The organism is Escherichia sp. WS3063 (genome assembly GCF_046486595.1).
Taxonomy (GTDB): domain Bacteria; phylum Pseudomonadota; class Gammaproteobacteria; order Enterobacterales; family Enterobacteriaceae; genus Escherichia; species Escherichia coli.
The window spans coordinates 96,536-117,580 of the sequence record NZ_JBJQKY010000014.1; the positions used below are offsets into that span (position 1 = coordinate 96,536).

The following is a 21,045-nucleotide window of genomic DNA, read 5'->3' on the forward strand; positions in this document are numbered from 1 at the left end:
CAGGATTGGCGACGTGTCTGACGAGAGCGACGACAAAACAGAAGCCCCCACACCTCACCGACTAGAAAAAGCGCGGGAAGAGGGGCAAATCCCGCGTTCCCGTGAACTGACTTCACTGCTGATTTTGCTGGTGGGCGTTAGTGTTATCTGGTTTGGCGGTGTGTCGCTGGCCCGTCGATTGTCGGGCATGCTCTCCGCTGGGCTGCATTTTGATCACAGTATTATCAATGACCCGAATCTGATCCTCGGGCAAATTATTCTGCTGATCAGAGAAGCCATGCTGGCGCTGCTGCCGCTGATTAGCGGCGTGGTGCTGGTGGCGCTCATTTCTCCGGTCATGCTGGGAGGGCTGGTATTTAGCGGCAAATCCTTGCAGCCGAAGTTTTCCAAACTCAACCCGCTACCGGGGATTAAACGGATGTTCTCGGCACAGACTGGCGCGGAGTTGCTTAAAGCAATTTTGAAAACCATCCTGGTTGGCAGCGTGACGGGATTTTTTCTCTGGCATCACTGGCCGCAGATGATGCGCTTAATGGCCGAGTCTCCGATTACCGCCATGGGTAATGCGATGGAGCTGGTAGGGCTATGCGCGCTGCTGGTGGTGCTTGGTGTCATTCCAATGGTGGGATTTGACGTCTTTTTCCAAATCTTCAGCCACCTGAAAAAGCTGCGAATGTCACGGCAGGATATTCGTGATGAGTTCAAACAAAGCGAAGGCGACCCCCATGTTAAAGGGCGGATCCGTCAGATGCAGCGAGCGGCCGCACGGCGTCGGATGATGGCCGATGTGCCGAAAGCGGATGTCATTGTCAATAACCCGACCCACTATTCGGTAGCGTTGCAGTATGACGAAAACAAAATGAGCGCACCGAAAGTGGTCGCTAAAGGTGCAGGGCTGGTCGCGCTGCGCATTCGTGAAATTGGCGCTGAAAATAACGTCCCGACGCTTGAAGCGCCGCCGCTGGCGCGTGCGCTGTATCGACATGCGGAGATCGGTCAACAAATCCCGGGTCAACTGTACGCCGCGGTGGCGGAAGTGCTGGCCTGGGTCTGGCAACTGAAACGCTGGCGTCTGGCTGGTGGACAACGCCCTGTACAACCTACTCATCTTCCGGTGCCGGAAGCCCTGGATTTTATTAACGAGAAACCGACCCATGAGTAATCTGGCCGCGATGCTGCGCCTGCCCGCAAACCTGAAATCGACACAATGGCAGATCCTTGCCGGACCGATTTTGATCCTGTTGATCTTGTCGATGATGGTGCTGCCACTGCCCGCATTCATACTCGACCTGTTGTTTACCTTCAATATTGCCTTGTCGATCATGGTGTTGCTGGTGGCGATGTTTACCCAGCGCACGCTTGAGTTTGCTGCGTTTCCGACCATTCTGTTGTTTACCACGCTGTTGCGTCTGGCACTTAACGTGGCTTCAACCCGTATCATTTTGATGGAAGGGCATACCGGCGCGGCGGCGGCTGGAAAGGTGGTCGAAGCGTTCGGTCACTTCCTCGTTGGTGGCAATTTCGCTATCGGTATCGTGGTGTTTGTCATTCTCGTGATCATCAACTTTATGGTCATTACCAAAGGTGCCGGGCGTATCGCAGAAGTGGGTGCGCGCTTTGTTCTCGATGGTATGCCGGGTAAGCAGATGGCGATTGACGCCGACCTTAACGCCGGATTGATTGGTGAAGATGAAGCGAAAAAACGCCGCTCCGAAGTGACTCAGGAAGCCGATTTTTACGGTTCAATGGACGGGGCAAGTAAGTTTGTTCGCGGCGATGCCATCGCCGGGATCCTCATCATGGTCATAAACGTTGTCGGTGGGTTGCTGGTCGGTGTGCTGCAACATGGCATGAGCATGGGACACGCGGCGGAAAGTTATACGCTATTGACCATTGGCGACGGTCTGGTGGCACAAATTCCGGCGTTGGTGATTTCTACCGCCGCGGGGGTCATCGTTACGCGTGTCAGCACCGATCAGGATGTTGGCGAGCAGATGGTGAATCAGCTTTTCAGTAACCCAAGCGTTATGTTGTTAAGCGCTGCCGTGCTCGGTTTACTCGGCCTGGTGCCAGGAATGCCAAACCTGGTATTTTTGCTGTTCACTGCCGGATTGCTGGGGCTGGCCTGGTGGATCCGCGGACGCGAACAAAAAGCGCCTGCCGAACCAAAACCGGTAAAAATGACAGAGAATAATGCCGTTGTCGAAGCGACGTGGAACGATGTACAACTGGAAGATTCTCTGGGAATGGAAGTGGGTTATCGCCTGATCCCGATGGTCGATTTCCAGCAGGATGGTGAGTTGCTGGGCCGTATACGCAGTATTCGCAAGAAATTTGCCCAGGAGATGGGGTTTCTGCCACCGGTGGTGCACATTCGCGACAATATGGATCTGCAACCTGCCCGCTATCGCATTTTGATGAAAGGCGTGGAGATAGGCAGTGGTGATGCTTATCCGGGGCGTTGGTTGGCGATTAACCCTGGTACCGCTGCCGGGACGTTACCTGGTGAGGCGACCGTCGATCCGGCATTTGGCCTGAATGCTATCTGGATTGAAAGTGCGCTTAAAGAACAGGCGCAGATTCAGGGGTACACCGTGGTTGAGGCCAGCACGGTGGTGGCAACGCATCTTAACCACCTCATTAGCCAGCATGCCGCAGAGCTGTTTGGTCGTCAGGAGGCGCAACAGCTGTTGGATCGCGTCGCCCAGGAGATGCCAAAGCTGACGGAAGATCTCGTTCCTGGCGTCGTCACGCTCACCACACTGCATAAAGTGCTGCAAAATCTGCTCGATGAAAAAGTGCCGATTCGCGATATGCGCACCATTCTCGAAACGCTGGCGGAACATGCGCCCATCCAGAGCGATCCACATGAATTAACCGCCGTCGTGCGCGTGGCGTTGGGACGGGCGATTACCCAGCAGTGGTTTCCTGGCAAAGATGAAGTTCATGTTATTGGCCTCGATACACCGCTGGAACGTTTGTTGCTACAGGCGTTGCAGGGCGGGGGCGGACTGGAGCCAGGGCTGGCGGATCGTTTACTGGCGCAAACTCAGGAAGCGCTATCCCGTCAGGAGATGTTGGGTGCGCCGCCGGTATTGTTGGTGAACCACGCGCTGCGACCATTATTGTCTCGCTTCCTGCGCCGCAGCTTGCCGCAGTTAGTGGTGCTGTCGAATCTGGAACTGTCTGATAACCGACATATCCGCATGACGGCGACAATTGGCGGTAAATGATGAGAACCTTATTAGCAATATTATTGTTTCCGCTGCTGGTGCAAGCCGCGGGGGAGGGGATGTGGCAGGCGAGTAGTGTGGGCGTTACGCTGAATCACCGTGGTGAATCGATGTCGTCAGCGCCTCTTTCTACTCGACAACCTGCTGCAGGATTGATGACGCTGGTGGCGTGGCGTTATCAGCTTATCGGCCCGACACCTGCAGGACTGCGGGTTCGCTTGTGTTCGCAATCTCGTTGTGTCGAATTAGAAGGGCAGAGTGGAACCACCGTGGCCTTTTCCGGTATACCGGCGATAGAACCGTTGCGATTTATCTGGGAAGTGCCTGGCGGTGGGCGGTTAATTCCGCCGCTAAAGGTACAACGGAATGAAGTGATTGTGAATTATCGTTAATGATAAAAAAGCCGATGTCTGCCATGACATCGGCTTTTGCCGTATAACGCGATTACATACGCTCTACTGTCTCAATACCCAGCGTATCCAGACCCAGTTTCAGCGTCTTCGCCGTCAGTTGTGCCAGTTTCAGACGGCTGTTACGCACTTCTTCGTTTTCTGCGCTGAGGATCGGGCAGTGCTCGTAGAAGCCAGAGAACAGACCGGCCAGATCGTACAGGTAAGCACACATCACATGCGGCGTGCCTTCACGGGCAACCACAGTGAGGGTTTCTTCAAACTGCAGCAGGCGAGCTGCCAGTTGTGCTTCACGATCTTCACGGATGATTACCGGAGCTGCAGCCAGTTGCTCTTCGTCAATTTCTGCTTTACGGAACACGGATAATACACGCGTGTAAGCATACTGCATGTATGGCGCGGTATTACCCTCAAACGCCAGCATGTTGTCCCAGTCGAAGATGTAGTCCGTGGTGCGGTTTTTGGAGAGATCCGCATATTTCACCGCACCAATACCAACCGCGTTAGCCAGTTTTTCCAGCTCGTCGGCTGGCATATCCGGGTTCTTTTCTGCCACCAGACGGCGTGCACGCTCCAGGGCTTCATCCAGCAGGTCTGCCAGTTTCACTGTACCACCCGCGCGGGTTTTGAACGGTTTGCCGTCTTTACCCAGCATCATGCCGAACATGTGGTGTTCCAGCGGTACGGATTCCGGTACATAGCCTGCTTTGCGGACGATAGCCCACGCCTGCATCAGGTGTTGATGCTGACGGGAGTCGATGTAATACAGCACGCGATCGGCATGCAGTGTTTCATAACGATATTTCGCACAGGCGATATCAGTGGTGGTGTAGAGATAGCCACCATCTTTCTTCTGAATGATCACGCCCATCGGTTCGCCTTCCTTGTTTTTGAACTCATCAAGGAATACGACGGTCGCGCCTTCACTTTCTACTGCCAGACCTTTGGCTTTCAGGTCCGCCACGATACCCGGCAGCATTGGGTTGTAGAGGCTTTCACCCATCACGTCATCACGGGTCAACGTCACGTTCAGACGATCGTAGGTGATCTGGTTCTGCGTCATGGTGATGTCGACCAGTTTGCGCCACATCTCGCGGAAATATTCGTCACCGCTTTGCAGTTTTACCACGTAGTTACGTGCACGCTCGGCAAACTCTTCATCTTCGTCGTAATGCTTTTTCGCATCGCGGTAGAAACCTTCAAGGTCAGCCAGCTCCATTTCACCGGCGTTTTCCTGCTGCTGCTTTTCCAGCCACGCAATCAGCATACCGAACTGAGTGCCCCAGTCGCCGACGTGGTTTGCGCGAATCACTTTGTGACCGAGGAACTCCAGAGTACGAACTGCTGCGTCACCAATAATGGTAGAGCGCAGGTGACCGACATGCATCTCTTTCGCCACGTTTGGCGCAGAGTAGTCAACCACAATGGTCTGTTTTTCTGGCGTAGCAACACCGAGACGATCGGACGCCAGCGCCTGCTGAACATGATCAGCCAGGAATGCCGGATCAAGGAAAATGTTGATAAAGCCAGGACCCGCGATCTCAACTTTGCTGGCGATACCGTTAAGATCCAGATGAGTCAGCACCTGCTCTGCTAATTGTCGCGGTCCCATACCCAGTTTTTTAGCAACTGCCATCATGCCGTTAGCCTGATAGTCGCCGAACTGAACTTTTGCTGACTGACGAACCTGCGGTTCGCAATCCGCAGGCGCGCCTGCCGCAATCATGGCCTGACGGACTTTTTCTGAGAGAAGAGCCTGAATATTCACCGGAATACCTTACATTGATGAAGCGAGCAAAAATTGCCCGCACCAGTTAAAGAAATTAGGGCGGGAGTATACTGCAAATGGCTGTTTTCGTCAGCAACGTGCGCGTGGCGTATTGTCGTTTTCACTATTGCATCAGAAGCGGCGTGAAATCAGCGGTTGGTTGGCGCAGGGCAACAGGGTAAATTAACGCTTTTACTGGAAGACGAAGAGTGATTATGGCGAACTGGCAATCTATCGACGAGCTGCAGGATATTGCATCGGATTTACCGCGATTTACCCACGCATTAGATGAACTTTCCCGCCGTCTGGGGTTGGATATCACTCCGCTGACTGCCGATCACATTTCCTTGCGTTGCCATCAAAACGCCACCGCTGAGCGCTGGCGTCGCGGGTTTGAACAGTGCGGCGAGCTTTTGTCAGAAAATATGATCAATGGCAGACCGATTTGTCTGTTTAAATTGCATGAACCGGTACAGGTTGCTCACTGGCAGTTTTCCATTGTGGAGCTACCGTGGCCTGGGGAAAAACGTTACCCGCACGAAGGTTGGGAACATATTGAAATCGTTCTGCCGGGTGATCCAGAAACGCTGAATGCCCGTGCGCTGGCATTGCTTTCTGATGAAGGACTCAGCCTGCCGGGGATCTCAGTTAAAACCAGTTCGCCAAAAGGTGAGCATGAACGATTACCGAATCCGACGCTGGCGGTCACCGATGGTAAAACAACCATTAAGTTTCATCCGTGGTCCATTGAAGAGATCGTTGCCAGCGAGCAGTCGGCGTAACTAAGGAGCAAAAATGGCATTACTGGAAGTTTGCTGTTACAGCATGGAATGCGCGCTAACGGCGCAGCAAAACGGCGCTGACAGAGTTGAATTATGCGCAGCTCCAAAAGAGGGGGGCTTAACGCCGTCGTTGGGGGTACTGAAATCCGTGCGCCAGCGGGTGACGATCCCTGTGCATCCGATTATCCGCCCACGGGGTGGTGATTTTTGCTACAGCGACGGTGAATTTGCCGCCATTCTTGAGGATGTGCGCACAGTCCGCGAATTAGGTTTTCCTGGACTGGTGACGGGCGTTCTCGATGTTGACGGGAATGTCGATATGCCACGAATGGAAAAAATAATGGCTGCTGCCGGTCCGCTGGCAGTGACTTTTCATCGCGCCTTCGATATGTGCGCTAACCCTTTAAATACACTCAATAATCTTGCGGGATTGGGCATTACCCGGGTACTGACATCAGGGCAAAAATCAGACGCACTGCAAGGTTTATCAAAAATTATGGAACTTATTGCCCATGGTGATGCTCCAATCATTATGGCCGGAGCAGGAGTCCGTGCGGAAAACCTGCACCACTTCCTCGATGCCGGAGTGCTGGAAGTCCATAGCTCCGCGGGAGCGTGGCAAGCCTCACCGATGCGTTATCGTAATCAAGGATTGTCCATGTCATCAGATGCACACGCGGACGAGTATTCGCGTTATGTCGTAGACGGGGCGGCGGTTGCTGAAATGAAAGGAATCATTGAACGCCATCAGGCCAAATGATTTTTACCGTTGCATCATGTCGCCCAATATGATGCTTGCTCGTACCAGGCCCCTGCAATTTCAACAGGGGCCTTTTTTTATCCATGAGTAGTATAAAAAATGAACGATTACCGCGATCTGTTGAGCGGGTGACAGTGCACATAGTGTTGTGCTAAAAATATTTTATATATTCACATTAATTATGTAATTTAAATTACTAAAACTGACAAATATATATTCTAAATAACAGCTGGGTTATTCCTTAGCAATTAATGATTACATTGTAATAAATCATATTCTTTATCGATTATTTCAGGCAGTGTTGTGCCGAATTATGCAAGCGGTCAATTCGTTGTATATTTAATTATACAATGATTTCGGTGTTCTGGAATTAATTAGAGGAATCTATGCGAGGGAAAAAACGCATTGGGTTATTATTTTTGCTGATAACGGTTGTGGTTGGTGGCGGCGGGTTATTACTGGCGCAAAAAGCCTTACATAAAACGTCGGATACAGCATTTTGCCTTTCCTGCCACTCGATGAGTAAACCTTTTGAGGAATATCAGGGAACTGTCCACTTTTCTAACCAGAAAGGGATACGTGCGGAATGTGCCGATTGCCATATTCCAAAGTCAGGGATGGATTATTTATTTGCTAAATTAAAAGCATCTAAAGATATTTATCATGAATTTGTTAGCGGCAAAATAGACAGTGACGATAAGTTCGAAGCGCATCGTCAGGAAATGGCCGAAACAGTATGGAAAGAATTAAAAGCATCGGATTCTGCAACGTGCCGTAGTTGCCATTCTTTTGATGCGATGGATATTGCCTCGCAAAGTGAATCTGCGCAGAAAATGCATACCAAAGCGCAAAAGGACGGTGAAACGTGTATTGATTGTCATAAAGGCATTGCCCATTTCCCGCCAGAAATAAAAATGGATGACAACGCGGCGCATGAACTGGAAAGTCAGGCTGCCACTTCTGTGACCAATGGCGCACATATTTATCCTTTCAAACCTTCCCGCATAGGCGAACTGGCCACTGTGAATCCTGGTACCGATCTCACCGTCGTTGATGCCAGTGGCAAACAGCCGATCGTTCTGTTGCAGGGTTATCAAATGCAGGGCAGTGAAAGCACGCTCTATCTGGCGGCAGGTCAACGTCTGGCGCTAGCCACATTAAGTGATGAAGGTATCAAGGCGCTAACGGTAAACGGGGAATGGCAGGCTGACGAATACGGCAATCAATGGCGTCAGGCGTCTTTACAGGGTGCGCTTACCGATCCCGCATTAGCGGACCGTAAACCGCTATGGCAATACGCTGAAAAACTTGACGATACCTATTGCGCTGGTTGCCATGCCCCTATTGCCTCCGACCATTACACCGTCAATGCATGGCCGTCCATTGCCAAAGGAATGGGTGCGCGAACCAGCATGAGCGAAAACGAACTGGACATTTTGACGCGGTACTTCCAGTACAACGCCAAAGATATTACCGAGAAACAGTGATCCTCGTTGATCAGGGAGGAAGTTATGACATTAACAAGACGTGAATTTATTAAACACAGCGGTATTGCCGCTGGGGCGCTGGTGGTGACATCGGCTGCACCGCTACCCGCATGGGCAGAAGAGAAGGGGGGCAAAATCCTCACCGCGGGCCGTTGGGGAGCGATGAACGTAGAAGTGAAGGACGGCAAGATTGTTTCTTCGACAGGCGCGCTGGCGAAAACCATACCGAACTCCTTACAGTCTACGGCGGCGGATCAGGTACACACCACGGCGCGTATTCAGCATCCGATGGTGAGAAAAAGCTATCTCGATAATCCACTACAACCGGCGAAAGGTCGTGGCGAAGATACCTATGTACAGGTGAGCTGGGAACAAGCATTAAAACTGATTCATGAGCAACACGATCGTATTCGTAAAGCTAACGGACCATCGGCCATTTTTGCCGGATCTTACGGCTGGCGCTCTTCTGGCGTGTTGCATAAAGCGCAAACCTTACTGCAACGTTATATGAACCTGGCGGGCGGTTATTCCGGGCATAGCGGCGATTATTCAACCGGGGCGGCACAGGTGATCATGCCGCATGTGGTGGGTTCCGTGGAGGTGTATGAACAGCAGACCTCCTGGCCGCTGATTCTGGAAAACAGCCAGGTTGTGGTGCTGTGGGGGATGAACCCGCTGAATACCTTAAAAATTGCCTGGAGCAGTACCGATGAGCAAGGGCTGGAATACTTCCATCAGCTGAAAAAATCTGGCAAACCCGTGATTGCCATTGATCCTATCCGCTCCGAAACCATCGAATTCTTTGGCGATAATGCCACCTGGATCGCGCCGAATATGGGCACCGACGTGGCACTGATGTTAGGGATTGCACATACCCTGATGACACTAGGCAAACACGATAAAGTGTTCCTTGAAAAATACACCACCGGGTATCCGCAGTTTGAAGAGTATCTGACAGGTAAGAGCGATAATACGCCGAAGAGCGCGGCCTGGGCGGCGGAAATTACTGGCGTACCGGAAGCGCAGATAGTCAAACTCGCTGAACTGATGGCGGCAAATCGCACAATGCTGATGGCAGGCTGGGGAATTCAGCGCCAGCAATATGGTGAACAGAAACACTGGATGCTGGTGACGCTGGCGGCGATGTTAGGGCAGATTGGTACACCGGGCGGCGGGTTTGGTTTCTCTTATCATTACTCCAACGGTGGCAACCCGACGCGTGTTGGCGGCGTGCTGCCGGAAATGTCTGCAGCGATTGCCGGACAGGCCAGCGAGGCCGCTGATGATGGCGGAATGACGGCGATTCCTGTTGCCCGTATCGTCGATGCGCTGGAAAATCCTGGCGGCAAATATCAGCATAACGGTAAAGAACAAACGTATCCGAATATCAAAATGATCTGGTGGGCGGGTGGCGGTAACTTTACCCATCACCAGGATACTAATCGTCTGATTAAAGCATGGCAGAAACCGGAGATGATCGTCGTTTCTGAATGCTACTGGACCGCAGCTGCTAAACATGCAGATATCGTATTACCGATCACCACATCGTTTGAGCGCAATGACTTGACGATGACCGGTGATTACAGCAACCAGCATATTGTACCGATGAAGCAGGCTGTCGCTCCGCAATTTGAAGCGCGTAACGATTTTGACGTGTTTGCCGATCTTGCTGAATTACTGAAACCTGGCGGAAAAGAGATCTATACCGAAGGTAAAGATGAGATGGCGTGGCTGAAATTTTTCTATGATGCCGCTCAGAAAGGTGCCCGTGCGCAACGCGTGACTATGCCGATGTTTAATGCTTTCTGGCAGCAAAATAAACTGATCGAAATGCGCCGCAGCGAGAAGAACGAACAGTACGTTCGTTATGGTGATTTCCGCGCCGATCCGGTGAAAAATGCGCTGGGTACGCCAAGCGGCAAAATTGAGATTTACTCCAAAACGCTGGAAAAATTTGGCTATAAGGATTGCCCGGCACACCCAACCTGGCTTGCGCCTGATGAGTGGAAGGGTACCGCCGACGAGAAGCAGTTGCAGCTTCTGACCGCACATCCGGCACACCGTTTACACAGTCAGCTTAACTATGCGGAACTGCGTAAAAAATATGCGGTTGCCGATCGTGAACCGATCACTATTCACACCGAAGATGCTGCTCGCTTTGGTATTGCGAATGGCGATCTGGTGCGTGTCTGGAACAAACGTGGTCAGATTCTGACAGGCGCTGTGGTGACTGACGGGATCAAAAAAGGCGTGGTATGCGTGCATGAAGGTGCATGGCCGGATCTGGAAAATGGCTTGTGTAAAAACGGTAGTGCGAACGTGTTAACGGCGGATATCCCCAGCTCGCAGCTGGCGAATGCCTGTGCCGGTAACACTGCGCTGGTGTATATCGAAAAATATACGGGCAATGCGCCGAAGTTAACGGCGTTTGATCAGCCAGCTGTTCAGGCATAAGACGTGAAAAGCGCCCGGAAACGGGCGCTAAATTTTTACGGCTTGCGCGCAATCAGCACCGCGCGTTTAGGTGCCGGATAACCTTCAACTGTCTTACTCGGATCATGCGGGTCGAGGAAATCGGCCAGCGATTCAGTAACCATCCATTCGGTGCGTCGCTGTTCTTCTGTGGTGGTAACGCTCACATCCGCAATGCGAATATCAACAAAACCACACTTCTTCAGCCAGTTTTTCAGCGCCAGCGCAGAAGGGATGAAATAGACATTACGCATTTGCGCGTAACGATCGCCTGGTACCAGCACCGTGTTCTCATCGCCATCAATAACCAGCGTTTCAAGCACCAGTTCGCCTTCATTCACCAGTTGATCTTTCAACTGCCAGAGATGCTCCAGTGGTGAACGGCGATGATAAAGCACGCCCATCGAAAAGACGGTATCAAAGGCTTTCAGTGCCGGAAGTTGTTCAATACCTAACGGTAACAAATGCGCGCGCTGATCGTTACCCAGCAGTTTACGCACTGCTTCAAACTGGCAGAGGAATAGCTGCGTGGGATCGATACCCACCGCCAGATGCGCCCCTGCGCCAATCATGCGCCACATGTGATAACCGCTGCCGCAGCCGACATCAAGAATGGTGCGCCCGGTTAAATCAGAAAGATGGGGCAGAACGCGATCCCATTTCCAGTCGGAACGCCATTCTGTATCGATGTTGACGCCATACAGTGAGAACGGCCCTTTGCGCCACGGCATCAGGTTGCGCATCAGCGTTTCAATGCGTTTAATTTGCCCGGCGCTCAGTGGCTCTTCGCTTTCAGCGGTTACGCTATGCAATAAATCCAGACGATACGGTTTAATTTCAGGCAGAAATTCCACCGCGTTGGACCACTGCTTAAACAGCCCGTGCTGCTGCTCGCGCTGCCAGTTAGCAATCTGCGCGGGCAGCGTTTCCAGCCAGTGTGAAAGATGATTTTTGGCAATCAGAGAATAAAAGTTACCAAAGTCGATCATGCAGCGTCCTCTGCTTTTAATGCCACCAGTGAACCAAAGTTAAAGCACTGGAACCACAGCTCGCTATGCTCAAAACCAGCTTGATGCAGGCGTGCTTTATGGGTTTCCACAGAATCGGTTAGCATCACGTTTTCCAGCATGCTGCGCTTCTGGCTGATCTCCAGTTCGCTGTAACCGTTGGCACGTTTAAAGTCGTGGTGCATGTTGAACAGCAGTTCACCAACTTTGGCATCTTCGAAACTGAATTTTTCCGAAAGCACCAGCGCACCGCCCGGGTTCAGTCCTTGATAAATTTTATCCAGTAACGCCTGGCGCTCGGAAGGTTCCAGGAATTGCAGGGTAAAATTCAGCACCACCATCGATGCATTTTCAATGGCGATATCGCGAATATCACCTTCAATAACGTCTACTGGCGTAGGAGCTTTATAGGCGTCAATATGACGACGGCAGCGTTCAATCATCGCCGGGGAGTTATCGATGGCAATAATTTTGCAATTATCATGATGAATGTTGCGACGCACCGAGAGCGTCGCCGCGCCCAGAGAACAACCCAGATCGTAAACCTGCGTACCAGGTTGAACGAAGCGCTCGGCTAACATACCAATCATGGAAATAATATTGGAATAGCCGGGAACGGAACGCTGGATCATATCCGGGAAGACTTCAGCTACCCGTTCATCAAAGGTCCAGTCGCCCAGTCTGGCGATAGGGGCAGAAAATAGCGTGTCGCGGTGAGACATAACGTAAAAATCCGGGAAAAAGAAAGTGGCGTATTGTGCGCTAACGCAGGGAGAAAACCAACTCCCAGGGCATATACCAAAGATTCGCCAGCACCATCAGCAACAGCGCACACCAGGTGGCGCTCATGCCGGAACGTCGCCAGCGGAACAGACGGTGATGAAAACCGTAATAATGCATCAGACGACCAGCAAGCAAAACGATGCCGCAAATATGCACCATCCAGGTTTCTGCGCCATTCATTTCCATAAACAGCATCAACACAATCGCGATGGGAATATATTCCACCGCGTTACCATGAATGCGAATAGCGCTTTGCAGTTCGCTAAAACCGCCGTCGCCATAGGCAACGCGGTACTGCATGCGCAGGCGAACGACATCAAAAGAGAACTTCATTAATAACAACGCACTTAAAACGGCATACAGCGCGCTTACCATACAAACTCCCTTTAAAATGGCCGATGGCACCTGTCTATGATAGGTGGCAAATTCAGAAAAGAGAAGATTGCTGTGGAATTGCCGGAACTGCTCCGATCTCTGGAAGCGTTTTACGTAAGTCTTCCCACAGGGTATGTACCAGTTCCGGGGCCTGGGCAATATCTGGCGTATGTAAAAAAAGATAAGGCGTAGTGGTCTGATGCCACTGCGCTAATTTTTGTAACCAGACCTGAAATAATTCCCGGTTTTGCGTCATATCATCACTACCGATAAAACGGATCAGCGGATTTGTCGCCGTCAGTACAGCATGTACCGGAACTCTAGGTTTTTTTCGTTGAGCGTCGCGAATAGCTTCACTGTGTGGACGTGCTGCATGAACCGGGCGGCTGTCTAAAATCACCCGATTAACGCCGCGCTGATGTAAACCGCGATTAAGCGTTTGTTCCTCTTCCCCTTTGGCGAAAAACTGTGGATGGCGGACTTCCACACCATAATTAAATTCGCCGGGAAGAGAATCGAGAAAATGCCAAAGCGCAGGCAGCTCCCGTGGGCCGAATGTGGCAGGCAGTTGCAGCCAGTATTGTCCAATGCGCGGAGCCAACGGTGACATGCGGGTCAAAAATTCAGTCACTAAATCATCGCAATGCCGTAATGCTGCCTGATGCGAAATGGTCGCCGGAAACTTAAAACAGAAGCGGAAGTCATCTGTGGTCTGCTCACGCCAGCGCAGGACAACCTCGGGTTTCGGCAGGGCATAAAGCGTAGTGTTACCCTCCACACAGTTAAAGTGGCGGGCATACTCTTCAAGGCTGGTGATCCCCAACCGCACCCATTTAGGATGCGACCATTGTGGCAAACCGATGTAAATCATAACGCGTGGAGGATCTCTTCAACGCTACGCACACGGGCGATGCGCGGGTAGATATGATTAATGCTGTTATTGTGCTGCTCGGCGCTGGCTGCGCTACATGCATCTTCGGCAATCACCAGATTAAAACCGAGTTCCCAGGCATTGCGGGCGGTGGATTCAACACCGATATTGGTCGAGATCCCACATAACACTATTGTATCGATACCCCGGCGGCGCAACTGCAATTCCAGATCCGTACCGTAAAACGCACCCCATTGACGTTTGATGATTTCGATATCGCTGTCGGTTGCACCTAATGCTACAGGATGTTGCCACCAATTTTCGGGCAACACTTTAGCGGGGGAAGGGGCATCAACCGGCTGTTTTAATGCTTCGGCGTAATCGGCAGACCAGCCAACACGCACCAGAAACACGGGCTGACCGCTGGCGCGAAATTTCGCCGCCAGCTTCCCGGCGCGATTAACCACCTCATCGGCAGTATGTGGACCACCGGCAAAAGGCAAGATGCCTTCTTGTAAATCAATCACCACCAGCGCGGTGGTTTTAGCATTAAGTTCAAGCATGATGACTCCTGATAAAACAAAATCGTGCCTCTCACCTTAATGCGATTAGCCGATGGCGGAACGACAAATTTTGTTAATTTTTATGAGTTCGGGCAACACCTTTATAGCAAACTGGCGTAGAGTCTGATTTCAGGCCCGATATAAAGTGGTAACGAGGCGTTCCAGCGCGGGCCAGGCTCTTACGGTGCGGCAGAATTTCCAGTATAATAGCCGCCTTTTTTCATTCAGTTGTGACATACAGCTAACGCTGCGACTTGGTCACCTGCGCAGCAGGGGGCATCCGCCGGCAGCTAAGTTAAGGGATATCTCATGCGTACAGAATATTGTGGACAGCTCCGTTTGTCCCACGTGGGGCAGCAGGTGACTCTGTGTGGTTGGGTCAACCGTCGTCGTGATCTTGGTAGCCTGATCTTCATCGATATGCGCGACCGCGAAGGTATCGTGCAGGTATTTTTCGATCCGGATCGTGCGGACGCGTTAAAGCTGGCCTCTGAACTGCGTAATGAGTTCTGCATTCAGGTCACGGGCACCGTACGTGCGCGTGACGAAAAAAATATTAACCGCGATATGGCGACTGGCGAAATCGAAGTACTGGCGTCCTCGCTGGCTATCATCAACCGTGCAGATGTTCTGCCGCTTGACTCTAACCACGTCAACACCGAAGAAGCGCGTCTGAAATACCGCTACCTCGACCTGCGTCGCCCGGAAATGGCTCAGCGCCTGAAAACACGCGCTAAAATCACCAGCCTGGTGCGCCGTTTTATGGATGACCACGGCTTCCTCGACATCGAAACTCCGATGCTGACCAAAGCCACGCCGGAAGGCGCGCGTGACTACCTGGTGCCTTCTCGTGTGCACAAAGGTAAATTCTACGCGCTGCCGCAATCCCCGCAGTTGTTCAAACAGCTACTAATGATGTCCGGCTTTGACCGCTACTATCAGATCGTTAAATGCTTCCGTGACGAAGACCTGCGTGCTGACCGTCAGCCTGAATTTACTCAGATCGATGTGGAAACTTCTTTCATGACCGCGCCGCAAGTGCGTGAAGTGATGGAAGCGCTGGTGCGTCATCTGTGGCTGGAAGTGAAGGGCGTGGATCTGGGCGATTTCCCGGTAATGACCTTTGCAGAAGCAGAACGCCGTTATGGTTCTGATAAACCGGATCTGCGTAACCCGATGGAACTGACCGACGTTGCCGATCTGCTGAAATCCGTTGAATTTGCAGTATTTGCAGGTCCGGCGAACGATCCGAAAGGTCGCGTAGCGGCTCTGCGCGTTCCGGGCGGCGCATCGCTGACCCGTAAACAGATCGACGAATACGGTAACTTCGTTAAAATCTACGGCGCGAAAGGTCTGGCGTACATCAAAGTTAACGAACGCGCGAAAGGTCTGGAAGGTATCAACAGCCCGGTAGCGAAGTTCCTTAATGCAGAAATCATCGAAGCCATCCTGGATCGTACTGCCGCGCAAGATGGCGATATGATTTTCTTCGGTGCCGACAACAAGAAAATTGTTGCCGACGCGATGGGCGCACTGCGCCTGAAAGTGGGTAAAGACCTTGGTCTGACCGACGAAAGCAAATGGGCACCGCTGTGGGTTATCGACTTCCCGATGTTTGAAGACGACGGTGAAGGCGGCCTGACGGCAATGCACCATCCGTTCACCTCACCGAAAGACATGACTGCTGCAGAACTGAAAGCTGCACCGGAAAATGCGGTGGCGAACGCTTACGATATGGTCATCAATGGTTACGAAGTGGGCGGTGGTTCTGTGCGTATCCATAATGGTGATATGCAGCAGACGGTGTTTGGTATTCTGGGTATCAACGAAGAGGAACAGCGCGAGAAATTCGGCTTCCTGCTCGACGCCCTGAAATACGGTACTCCGCCGCACGCAGGTCTGGCATTCGGTCTTGACCGTCTGACCATGCTGCTGACCGGCACCGACAATATCCGTGACGTTATCGCCTTCCCGAAAACCACGGCGGCGGCGTGTCTGATGACTGAAGCACCGAGCTTTGCTAACCCGACTGCACTGGCTGAGCTGAGCATTCAGGTTGTGAAGAAGGCTGAGAATAACTGATATGGCTTATAAGCGTCCCGTTTCGATCTTAGTGGTCATCTACGCACAAGATACGAAACGGGTGCTGATGTTGCAGCGACGTGACGATCCCGATTTCTGGCAGTCGGTAACCGGCAGCGTGGAAGAGGGTGAAACCGCGCCGCAAGCTGCCATGCGCGAAGTAAAGGAAGAGGTCACCATTGATGTTGTCGCTGAACAACTGACCTTAATTGACTGTCAGCGCACGGTAGAATTTGAAATTTTTTCACATTTACGTCATCGCTATGCGCCGGGCGTGACGCGTAATACGGAATCATGGTTCTGTCTTGCGCTCCCGCACGAGCGCCAGATCGTTTTCACTGAACATCTGGCTTACAAGTGGCTTGATGCGCCTGCTGCGGCGGCGCTCACTAAGTCCTGGAGCAACCGGCAGGCGATTGAACAGTTTGTAATTAACGCTGCCTGAACAGGCAGGGCTATCTGGAGATATTTTTATGGCAGGTCATAGTAAATGGGCCAACACCAGACATCGTAAAGCTGCGCAGGATGCTAAGCGCGGTAAAATCTTCACTAAAATCATTCGTGAGCTGGTAACCGCGGCTAAGCTGGGCGGTGGTGATCCGGACGCTAACCCGCGTTTGCGTGCAGCAATTGATAAAGCACTGTCTAACAACATGACCCGTGACACTCTGAACCGCGCAATTGCACGAGGTGTGGGTGGTGATGATGATGCAAACATGGAAACCATCATCTACGAAGGTTACGGTCCTGGCGGCACGGCAATCATGATTGAATGTCTGTCTGACAACCGCAACCGTACCGTTGCTGAAGTGCGTCATGCATTCAGCAAATGTGGCGGTAACCTCGGTACTGATGGTTCCGTAGCTTATCTGTTCAGCAAAAAAGGCGTGATCTCCTTCGAGAAAGGCGATGAAGACACCATCATGGAAGCAGCCCTGGAAGCCGGTGCTGAAGACGTTGTGACCTATGATGACGGCGCGATTGATGTCTACACTGCATGGGAAGAAATGGGCAAAGTACGCGACGCTCTGGAAGCGGCAGGTCTGAAAGCAGACAGCGCGGAAGTTTCCATGATCCCGTCCACCAAAGCTGATATGGATGCAGAAACCGCACCGAAACTGATGCGTCTGATCGATATGCTGGAAGATTGCGACGACGTGCAGGAAGTTTACCATAACGGTGAAATCTCTGATGAGGTTGCAGCGACTCTCTGATGAGGCCTGCTAAACAGCAAAACGGAGACGCGTGATGGCTATTATTCTCGGCATTGACCCGGGTTCGCGCGTGACCGGCTATGGCGTCATCCGCCAGGTAGGCAGGCAACTGTCCTACCTGGGTAGCGGATGCATACGCACCAAAGTGGATGATTTACCGTCTCGTCTGAAGCTCATCTATGCGGGCGTGACGGAAATCATCACCCAATTCCAGCCTGATTATTTCGCCATTGAACAGGTCTTTATGGCGAAGAACGCTGACTCAGCCCTGAAACTGGGGCAGGCGCGCGGCGTGGCGATTGTGGCGGCGGTGAATCAGGAATTGCCGGTATTTGAATATGCGGCACGTCAGGTAAAGCAAACGGTGGTAGGTATTGGTAGTGCCGAAAAAAGCCAGGTGCAGCATATGGTCCGCACCTTGCTGAAACTGCCCGCTAATCCACAGGCGGATGCTGCCGATGCATTAGCTATCGCGATTACCCATTGTCACGTCAGTCAGAATGCGATGCAGATGAGCGAATCGCGGCTGAACCTGGCGAGAGGGCGACTGCGTTAAGTTATACCGCCTCGGTCAGTTCCGGCTGAGGCGTTTCCACTCCCTCCGCATGAATCAACACTAAACCCGGATGATGCCACAAACTGGCTGGCGTGACGGTTTTACGCTCCCACGGAATAGAACCCAGGAACCAGAATTTCCAGAAAGTGAGTTTTGCATTCGGATTGCTGTTTAACAGTTCTCCAAACGTCTCTATTTCACCCACCGGAATACATAGCGCCTCTTTATAAATATCAAAAACAAATTTTGAACAGAACTGGCGCGAAGATTCGTATTTAAAACCGGTGTGGTAAAGTTTGCGTAGCCGGGAGGGAACCTGTTCAACAATTCGTTGTTTTTGTTGTTCTGTAAGCCCGGCGTCTAATCGCTTTATAGCATAGCGTTGATTAGAAGAACGTTTAATAAAACGAGATAGCGTGGTGATAGTTGAAAGGGGAACCCGGCTTTCTGCAACCAGGAAGTCTTCACCGTTATGACCGATAATGATACCGACGTGATTACTCCAGCAATTTGATGCAGCTGATATTTGGCCAAATAAGGCAGCACCTATACATGTAAAGACGATATCACCAATTTCATATTCAGCAGGGTAATTAATATTCATGTTGTCATTCCATTGAAATAGATATGAATATACGTAATAGCATAAAAAATTTATTTTTTCAGGAGGCGCAATGTATATTTTTATTACGCATTTCCTCACTGAATATGTAATATTTAAATATTTGCTTCCAATATAACCTGTAGAAAAAATTATACTGCGTCATATTTCAGAACATCGGGACGCCTCGCAAGTTTTCTTCATCCTTCGCTGGATATCTATCCAGCATTTTTTTATCATACAGCATTATCTTTGATTCATTACGCAGGAGCGTCATGTGATTGGCAGACTCAGAGGCATCATCATTGAAAAACAACCCCCGCTGGTGTTAATTGAAGTGGGCGGCGTAGGCTATGAAGTGCATATGCCGATGACCTGTTTTTATGAACTCCCTGAAGCGGGTCAGGAAGCGTTCGTTTTCACCCACTTTGTGGTGCGTGAAGACGCGCAACTGCTGTACGGTTTTAACAATAAACAAGAGCGCACGTTGTTCAAAGAGTTGATCAAAACCAACGGCGTCGGCCCGAAGTTGGCGCTGGCGATCCTCTCTGGAATGTCAGCGCAGCAGTTCGTTAATGCCGTTGAGCGTGAAGAAGTGGTGGCGCTGGTGAAACTGCCGGGTATTGGCAAAAAAACCGCCGAACGCTTGATTGTTGAAATGAAAGACCGATTTAAAGGTTTGCATGGCGATCTCTTTACGCCAGCTGCCGACCTGGTACTCACGTCACCTGCCAGCCCGGCGACCGACGATGCTGAACAGGAAGCTGTTGCCGCGCTGGTGGCGCTGGGCTATAAACCACAAGAAGCAAGCCGCATGGTGAGCAAAATCGCTCGCCCTGACGCCAGCAGTGAAACATTAATTCGCGAAGCCCTACGCGCCGCGTTATGAGGTAAAGGATGATTGAAGCAGACCGTCTGATTTCTGCCGGTACCACGTTGCCGGAAGATGTGGCAGATCGCGCCATTCGCCCTAAATTACTGGAAGAGTATGTTGGTCAACCGCAGGTTCGTTCACAGATGGAGATTTTCATCAAAGCAGCGAAACTGCGCGGCGATGCCCTCGATCATCTGTTGATTTTTGGTCCTCCGGGGTTGGGTAAAACTACGCTTGCCAACATTGTCGCCAATGAAATGGGCGTTAATTTACGCACGACTTCTGGTCCGGTGCTGGAAAAGGCCGGCGATCTGGCAGCGATGCTCACTAATCTTGAACCGCATGACGTGCTGTTTATTGATGAGATCCACCGTCTTTCGCCAGTGGTGGAAGAGGTGTTGTATCCGGCAATGGAAGATTACCAACTGGATATCATGATTGGTGAAGGTCCGGCGGCACGCTCCATTAAAATTGATTTGCCGCCGTTTACCCTGATTGGTGCAACCACACGTGCAGGTTCGCTGACATCACCGTTGCGCGATCGTTTTGGTATTGTGCAACGTCTGGAGTTTTATCAGGTGCCGGATCTGCAATATATCGTCAGTCGCAGCGCACGCTTTATGGGGCTTGAGATGAGTGATGACGGCGCGCTGGAAGTTGCTCGTCGTGCGCGCGGTACGCCACGTATTGCCAACCGTCTGCTGCGTCGAGTGCGTGACTTCGCCGAAGTGAAGCACGATGGCACCATCTCGGCAGATATCGCTGCTCAGGCGCTGGATATGTTGAATGTCGATGCTGAAGGTTTCGATTATATGGACCGCAAATTGTTGCTGGCGGTAATCGATAAGTTCTTTGGTGGGCCGGTAGGTCTGGATAACCTGGCGGCAGCCATTGGCGAAGAACGTGAAACCATTGAGGATGTACTGGAACCTTATTTGATTCAGCAAGGCTTTTTGCAGCGTACACCGCGTGGGCGTATGGCGACGACGCGGGCGTGGAATCACTTTGGCATAACGCCGCCAGAAATGCCGTAAGTCGGATTGGTCGCTCGCGCCGCATCCGACACTGGCAGTGTGCCTGATGCGACGCTGTTCGTCTTATCAGGCCTTGTATTATCCCTCCTGTGCAGAGAAAATCGGCCAGTTTTCTCTGCCTGCAGTCCGCATGCCGTATCGGGCCTTAGGTTTTCAACCTGTTGCGTAGATTC

Annotated in this window: 21 protein-coding genes; 14 read left to right on the forward strand and 7 right to left on the reverse strand. The window is 51.6% G+C overall.

Annotated elements, in window-relative coordinates; genetic code table 11:
• Positions 1 to 13 precede the first annotated feature (13 nt).
• Genes flhB through flhe form a run of 3 tightly spaced genes read left to right on the forward strand, consistent with a single transcriptional unit; the run spans position 14 to position 3,625 of the window.
• On the forward strand, positions 14 to 1,162 hold the full coding sequence (gene flhB, locus ACJHYW_RS15035; RefSeq protein WP_001278957.1) for a flagellar biosynthesis protein FlhB: 1,149 nt from the start codon (positions 14 to 16) through the stop codon (positions 1,160 to 1,162).
• A complete protein-coding gene (gene flhA / locus ACJHYW_RS15040; RefSeq protein ID WP_000066991.1) occupies positions 1,155 to 3,233 on the forward strand; it encodes a flagellar biosynthesis protein FlhA in 2,079 nt (692 codons plus the stop codon). Before flhB ends, flhA begins: the two co-directional genes overlap by 8 nt.
• A complete protein-coding gene (flhe, locus tag ACJHYW_RS15045; RefSeq protein WP_001259590.1) occupies positions 3,233 to 3,625 on the forward strand; it encodes a flagellar protein FlhE in 393 nt (130 codons plus the stop codon). Before flhA ends, flhe begins: the two co-directional genes overlap by 1 nt.
• Before the next feature lie 52 nt (positions 3,626 to 3,677).
• Here flhe and argS read toward each other — a convergent pair whose 3' ends face one another.
• Positions 3,678 to 5,411, reverse strand: a complete 1,734-nt coding sequence (argS, locus tag ACJHYW_RS15050) for an arginine--tRNA ligase (protein ID WP_001025349.1) — start codon at positions 5,409 to 5,411, stop codon at positions 3,678 to 3,680.
• A gap of 215 nt (positions 5,412 to 5,626) precedes the next feature.
• Here argS and ACJHYW_RS15055 point away from each other — a divergent pair, with 215 nt between their 5' ends.
• From ACJHYW_RS15055 to torZ, 4 genes are all read left to right on the forward strand, one after another.
• Positions 5,627 to 6,193, forward strand: coding sequence for a VOC family protein (locus ACJHYW_RS15055; protein ID WP_001307851.1), 567 nt, complete (start codon positions 5,627 to 5,629; stop codon positions 6,191 to 6,193).
• A gap of 13 nt (positions 6,194 to 6,206) precedes the next feature.
• Positions 6,207 to 6,953 (forward strand): copper homeostasis protein CutC, encoded by a 747-nt coding sequence (cutC, locus tag ACJHYW_RS15060; RefSeq protein WP_001185976.1) that lies wholly within the window; start codon positions 6,207 to 6,209, stop codon positions 6,951 to 6,953.
• Between the two features lie 386 nt (positions 6,954 to 7,339).
• A complete protein-coding gene (locus tag ACJHYW_RS15065; RefSeq protein WP_001214337.1) occupies positions 7,340 to 8,440 on the forward strand; it encodes a NapC/NirT family cytochrome c in 1,101 nt (366 codons plus the stop codon).
• Positions 8,441 to 8,464: 24 nt separating this feature from the next.
• Positions 8,465 to 10,894, forward strand: a complete 2,430-nt coding sequence (gene torZ, locus ACJHYW_RS15070; RefSeq protein WP_061092989.1) for a trimethylamine N-oxide reductase TorZ — start codon at positions 8,465 to 8,467, stop codon at positions 10,892 to 10,894.
• A 35-nt stretch (positions 10,895 to 10,929) separates the two neighbouring features.
• On the opposite strand, the gene cmoB is transcribed toward torZ, so the two are convergent.
• Genes cmoB through ACJHYW_RS15095 form a run of 5 tightly spaced genes read right to left on the reverse strand, consistent with a single transcriptional unit; the run spans position 10,930 to position 14,511 of the window.
• Positions 10,930 to 11,901, reverse strand: coding sequence for a tRNA 5-methoxyuridine(34)/uridine 5-oxyacetic acid(34) synthase CmoB (gene cmoB / locus ACJHYW_RS15075; RefSeq protein ID WP_000564726.1), 972 nt, complete (start codon positions 11,899 to 11,901; stop codon positions 10,930 to 10,932).
• Positions 11,898 to 12,641: a carboxy-S-adenosyl-L-methionine synthase CmoA gene (gene cmoA, locus ACJHYW_RS15080; protein ID WP_000019591.1), complete on the reverse strand. Its 744-nt coding sequence runs from the start codon at positions 12,639 to 12,641 to the stop codon at positions 11,898 to 11,900. The genes cmoB and cmoA overlap by 4 nt, the downstream gene beginning before the upstream one ends.
• Before the next feature lie 40 nt (positions 12,642 to 12,681).
• A complete protein-coding gene (locus tag ACJHYW_RS15085; RefSeq protein ID WP_000252980.1) occupies positions 12,682 to 13,077 on the reverse strand; it encodes an MAPEG family protein in 396 nt (131 codons plus the stop codon).
• Between the two features lie 52 nt (positions 13,078 to 13,129).
• A complete protein-coding gene (locus ACJHYW_RS15090) occupies positions 13,130 to 13,948 on the reverse strand; it encodes a DUF72 domain-containing protein (RefSeq protein ID WP_000639276.1) in 819 nt (272 codons plus the stop codon).
• Positions 13,945 to 14,511: a hydrolase gene (locus tag ACJHYW_RS15095; RefSeq protein WP_000891625.1), complete on the reverse strand. Its 567-nt coding sequence runs from the start codon at positions 14,509 to 14,511 to the stop codon at positions 13,945 to 13,947. The genes ACJHYW_RS15090 and ACJHYW_RS15095 overlap by 4 nt, the downstream gene beginning before the upstream one ends.
• Before the next feature lie 309 nt (positions 14,512 to 14,820).
• Here ACJHYW_RS15095 and aspS point away from each other — a divergent pair, with 309 nt between their 5' ends.
• Genes aspS through ruvC form a run of 4 tightly spaced genes read left to right on the forward strand, consistent with a single transcriptional unit; the run spans position 14,821 to position 18,363 of the window.
• Positions 14,821 to 16,593 (forward strand): aspartate--tRNA ligase, encoded by a 1,773-nt coding sequence (aspS, locus tag ACJHYW_RS15100; RefSeq protein WP_061092988.1) that lies wholly within the window; start codon positions 14,821 to 14,823, stop codon positions 16,591 to 16,593.
• Positions 16,586 to 17,038 (forward strand): dihydroneopterin triphosphate diphosphatase, encoded by a 453-nt coding sequence (nudB, locus tag ACJHYW_RS15105; RefSeq protein ID WP_077249130.1) that lies wholly within the window; start codon positions 16,586 to 16,588, stop codon positions 17,036 to 17,038. The genes aspS and nudB overlap by 8 nt, the downstream gene beginning before the upstream one ends.
• A gap of 28 nt (positions 17,039 to 17,066) precedes the next feature.
• Positions 17,067 to 17,807 carry a YebC/PmpR family DNA-binding transcriptional regulator gene (locus tag ACJHYW_RS15110; protein ID WP_000907234.1) on the forward strand — a complete coding sequence of 247 codons (741 nt, stop codon included), beginning with the start codon at positions 17,067 to 17,069 and terminating at the stop codon, positions 17,805 to 17,807.
• 34 nt (positions 17,808 to 17,841) lie between these two features.
• Positions 17,842 to 18,363, forward strand: coding sequence for a crossover junction endodeoxyribonuclease RuvC (gene ruvC / locus ACJHYW_RS15115; RefSeq protein ID WP_001295503.1), 522 nt, complete (start codon positions 17,842 to 17,844; stop codon positions 18,361 to 18,363).
• Position 18,364: 1 nt separating this feature from the next.
• Here ruvC and ACJHYW_RS15120 read toward each other — a convergent pair whose 3' ends face one another.
• A complete protein-coding gene (locus ACJHYW_RS15120) occupies positions 18,365 to 18,967 on the reverse strand; it encodes a YebB family permuted papain-like enzyme (protein ID WP_001024929.1) in 603 nt (200 codons plus the stop codon).
• A 70-nt stretch (positions 18,968 to 19,037) separates the two neighbouring features.
• Here ACJHYW_RS15120 and yobI point away from each other — a divergent pair, with 70 nt between their 5' ends.
• The 3 genes from yobI to ruvB all read left to right on the forward strand — a co-directional run bounded on the left by yobI (position 19,038) and on the right by ruvB (position 20,872).
• Complete coding sequence (gene yobI / locus ACJHYW_RS15125) at positions 19,038 to 19,103, forward strand: stress response small protein YobI (RefSeq protein WP_072127750.1); 66 nt, start codon at positions 19,038 to 19,040, stop codon at positions 19,101 to 19,103.
• Positions 19,104 to 19,241: 138 nt separating this feature from the next.
• Complete coding sequence (gene ruvA / locus ACJHYW_RS15130) at positions 19,242 to 19,853, forward strand: Holliday junction branch migration protein RuvA (RefSeq protein ID WP_061092987.1); 612 nt, start codon at positions 19,242 to 19,244, stop codon at positions 19,851 to 19,853.
• A gap of 8 nt (positions 19,854 to 19,861) precedes the next feature.
• Positions 19,862 to 20,872, forward strand: a complete 1,011-nt coding sequence (ruvB, locus tag ACJHYW_RS15135) for a Holliday junction branch migration DNA helicase RuvB (RefSeq protein WP_000568519.1) — start codon at positions 19,862 to 19,864, stop codon at positions 20,870 to 20,872.
• Positions 20,873 to 21,045 lie beyond the last annotated feature (173 nt).

Excerpts from the sequence above, each read along its gene's own strand:
- cutC (WP_001185976.1), top strand. The coding sequence starts at position 6,207 with ATGGCATTACTGGAAGTTTGCTGTTACAGCATGGAATGCGCGCTAACG.
- flhe (WP_001259590.1), top strand. The coding sequence starts at position 3,233 with ATGAGAACCTTATTAGCAATATTATTGTTTCCGCTGCTGGTGCAAGCC.
- cmoB (WP_000564726.1), bottom strand. The coding sequence starts at position 11,901 with ATGATCGACTTTGGTAACTTTTATTCTCTGATTGCCAAAAATCATCTT.
- ACJHYW_RS15055 (WP_001307851.1), top strand. The coding sequence starts at position 5,627 with ATGGCGAACTGGCAATCTATCGACGAGCTGCAGGATATTGCATCGGAT.
- ruvC (WP_001295503.1), top strand. The coding sequence starts at position 17,842 with ATGGCTATTATTCTCGGCATTGACCCGGGTTCGCGCGTGACCGGCTAT.
- ACJHYW_RS15090 (WP_000639276.1), bottom strand. The coding sequence starts at position 13,948 with ATGATTTACATCGGTTTGCCACAATGGTCGCATCCTAAATGGGTGCGG.
- torZ (WP_061092989.1), top strand. The coding sequence starts at position 8,465 with ATGACATTAACAAGACGTGAATTTATTAAACACAGCGGTATTGCCGCT.
- ACJHYW_RS15085 (WP_000252980.1), bottom strand. The coding sequence starts at position 13,077 with ATGGTAAGCGCGCTGTATGCCGTTTTAAGTGCGTTGTTATTAATGAAG.
- cmoA (WP_000019591.1), bottom strand. The coding sequence starts at position 12,641 with ATGTCTCACCGCGACACGCTATTTTCTGCCCCTATCGCCAGACTGGGC.
- ruvB (WP_000568519.1), top strand. The coding sequence starts at position 19,862 with ATGATTGAAGCAGACCGTCTGATTTCTGCCGGTACCACGTTGCCGGAA.
- flhA (WP_000066991.1), top strand. The coding sequence starts at position 1,155 with ATGAGTAATCTGGCCGCGATGCTGCGCCTGCCCGCAAACCTGAAATCG.
- ACJHYW_RS15110 (WP_000907234.1), top strand. The coding sequence starts at position 17,067 with ATGGCAGGTCATAGTAAATGGGCCAACACCAGACATCGTAAAGCTGCG.
- ACJHYW_RS15120 (WP_001024929.1), bottom strand. The coding sequence starts at position 18,967 with ATGAATATTAATTACCCTGCTGAATATGAAATTGGTGATATCGTCTTT.
- aspS (WP_061092988.1), top strand. The coding sequence starts at position 14,821 with ATGCGTACAGAATATTGTGGACAGCTCCGTTTGTCCCACGTGGGGCAG.
- ACJHYW_RS15065 (WP_001214337.1), top strand. The coding sequence starts at position 7,340 with ATGCGAGGGAAAAAACGCATTGGGTTATTATTTTTGCTGATAACGGTT.
- ACJHYW_RS15095 (WP_000891625.1), bottom strand. The coding sequence starts at position 14,511 with ATGCTTGAACTTAATGCTAAAACCACCGCGCTGGTGGTGATTGATTTA.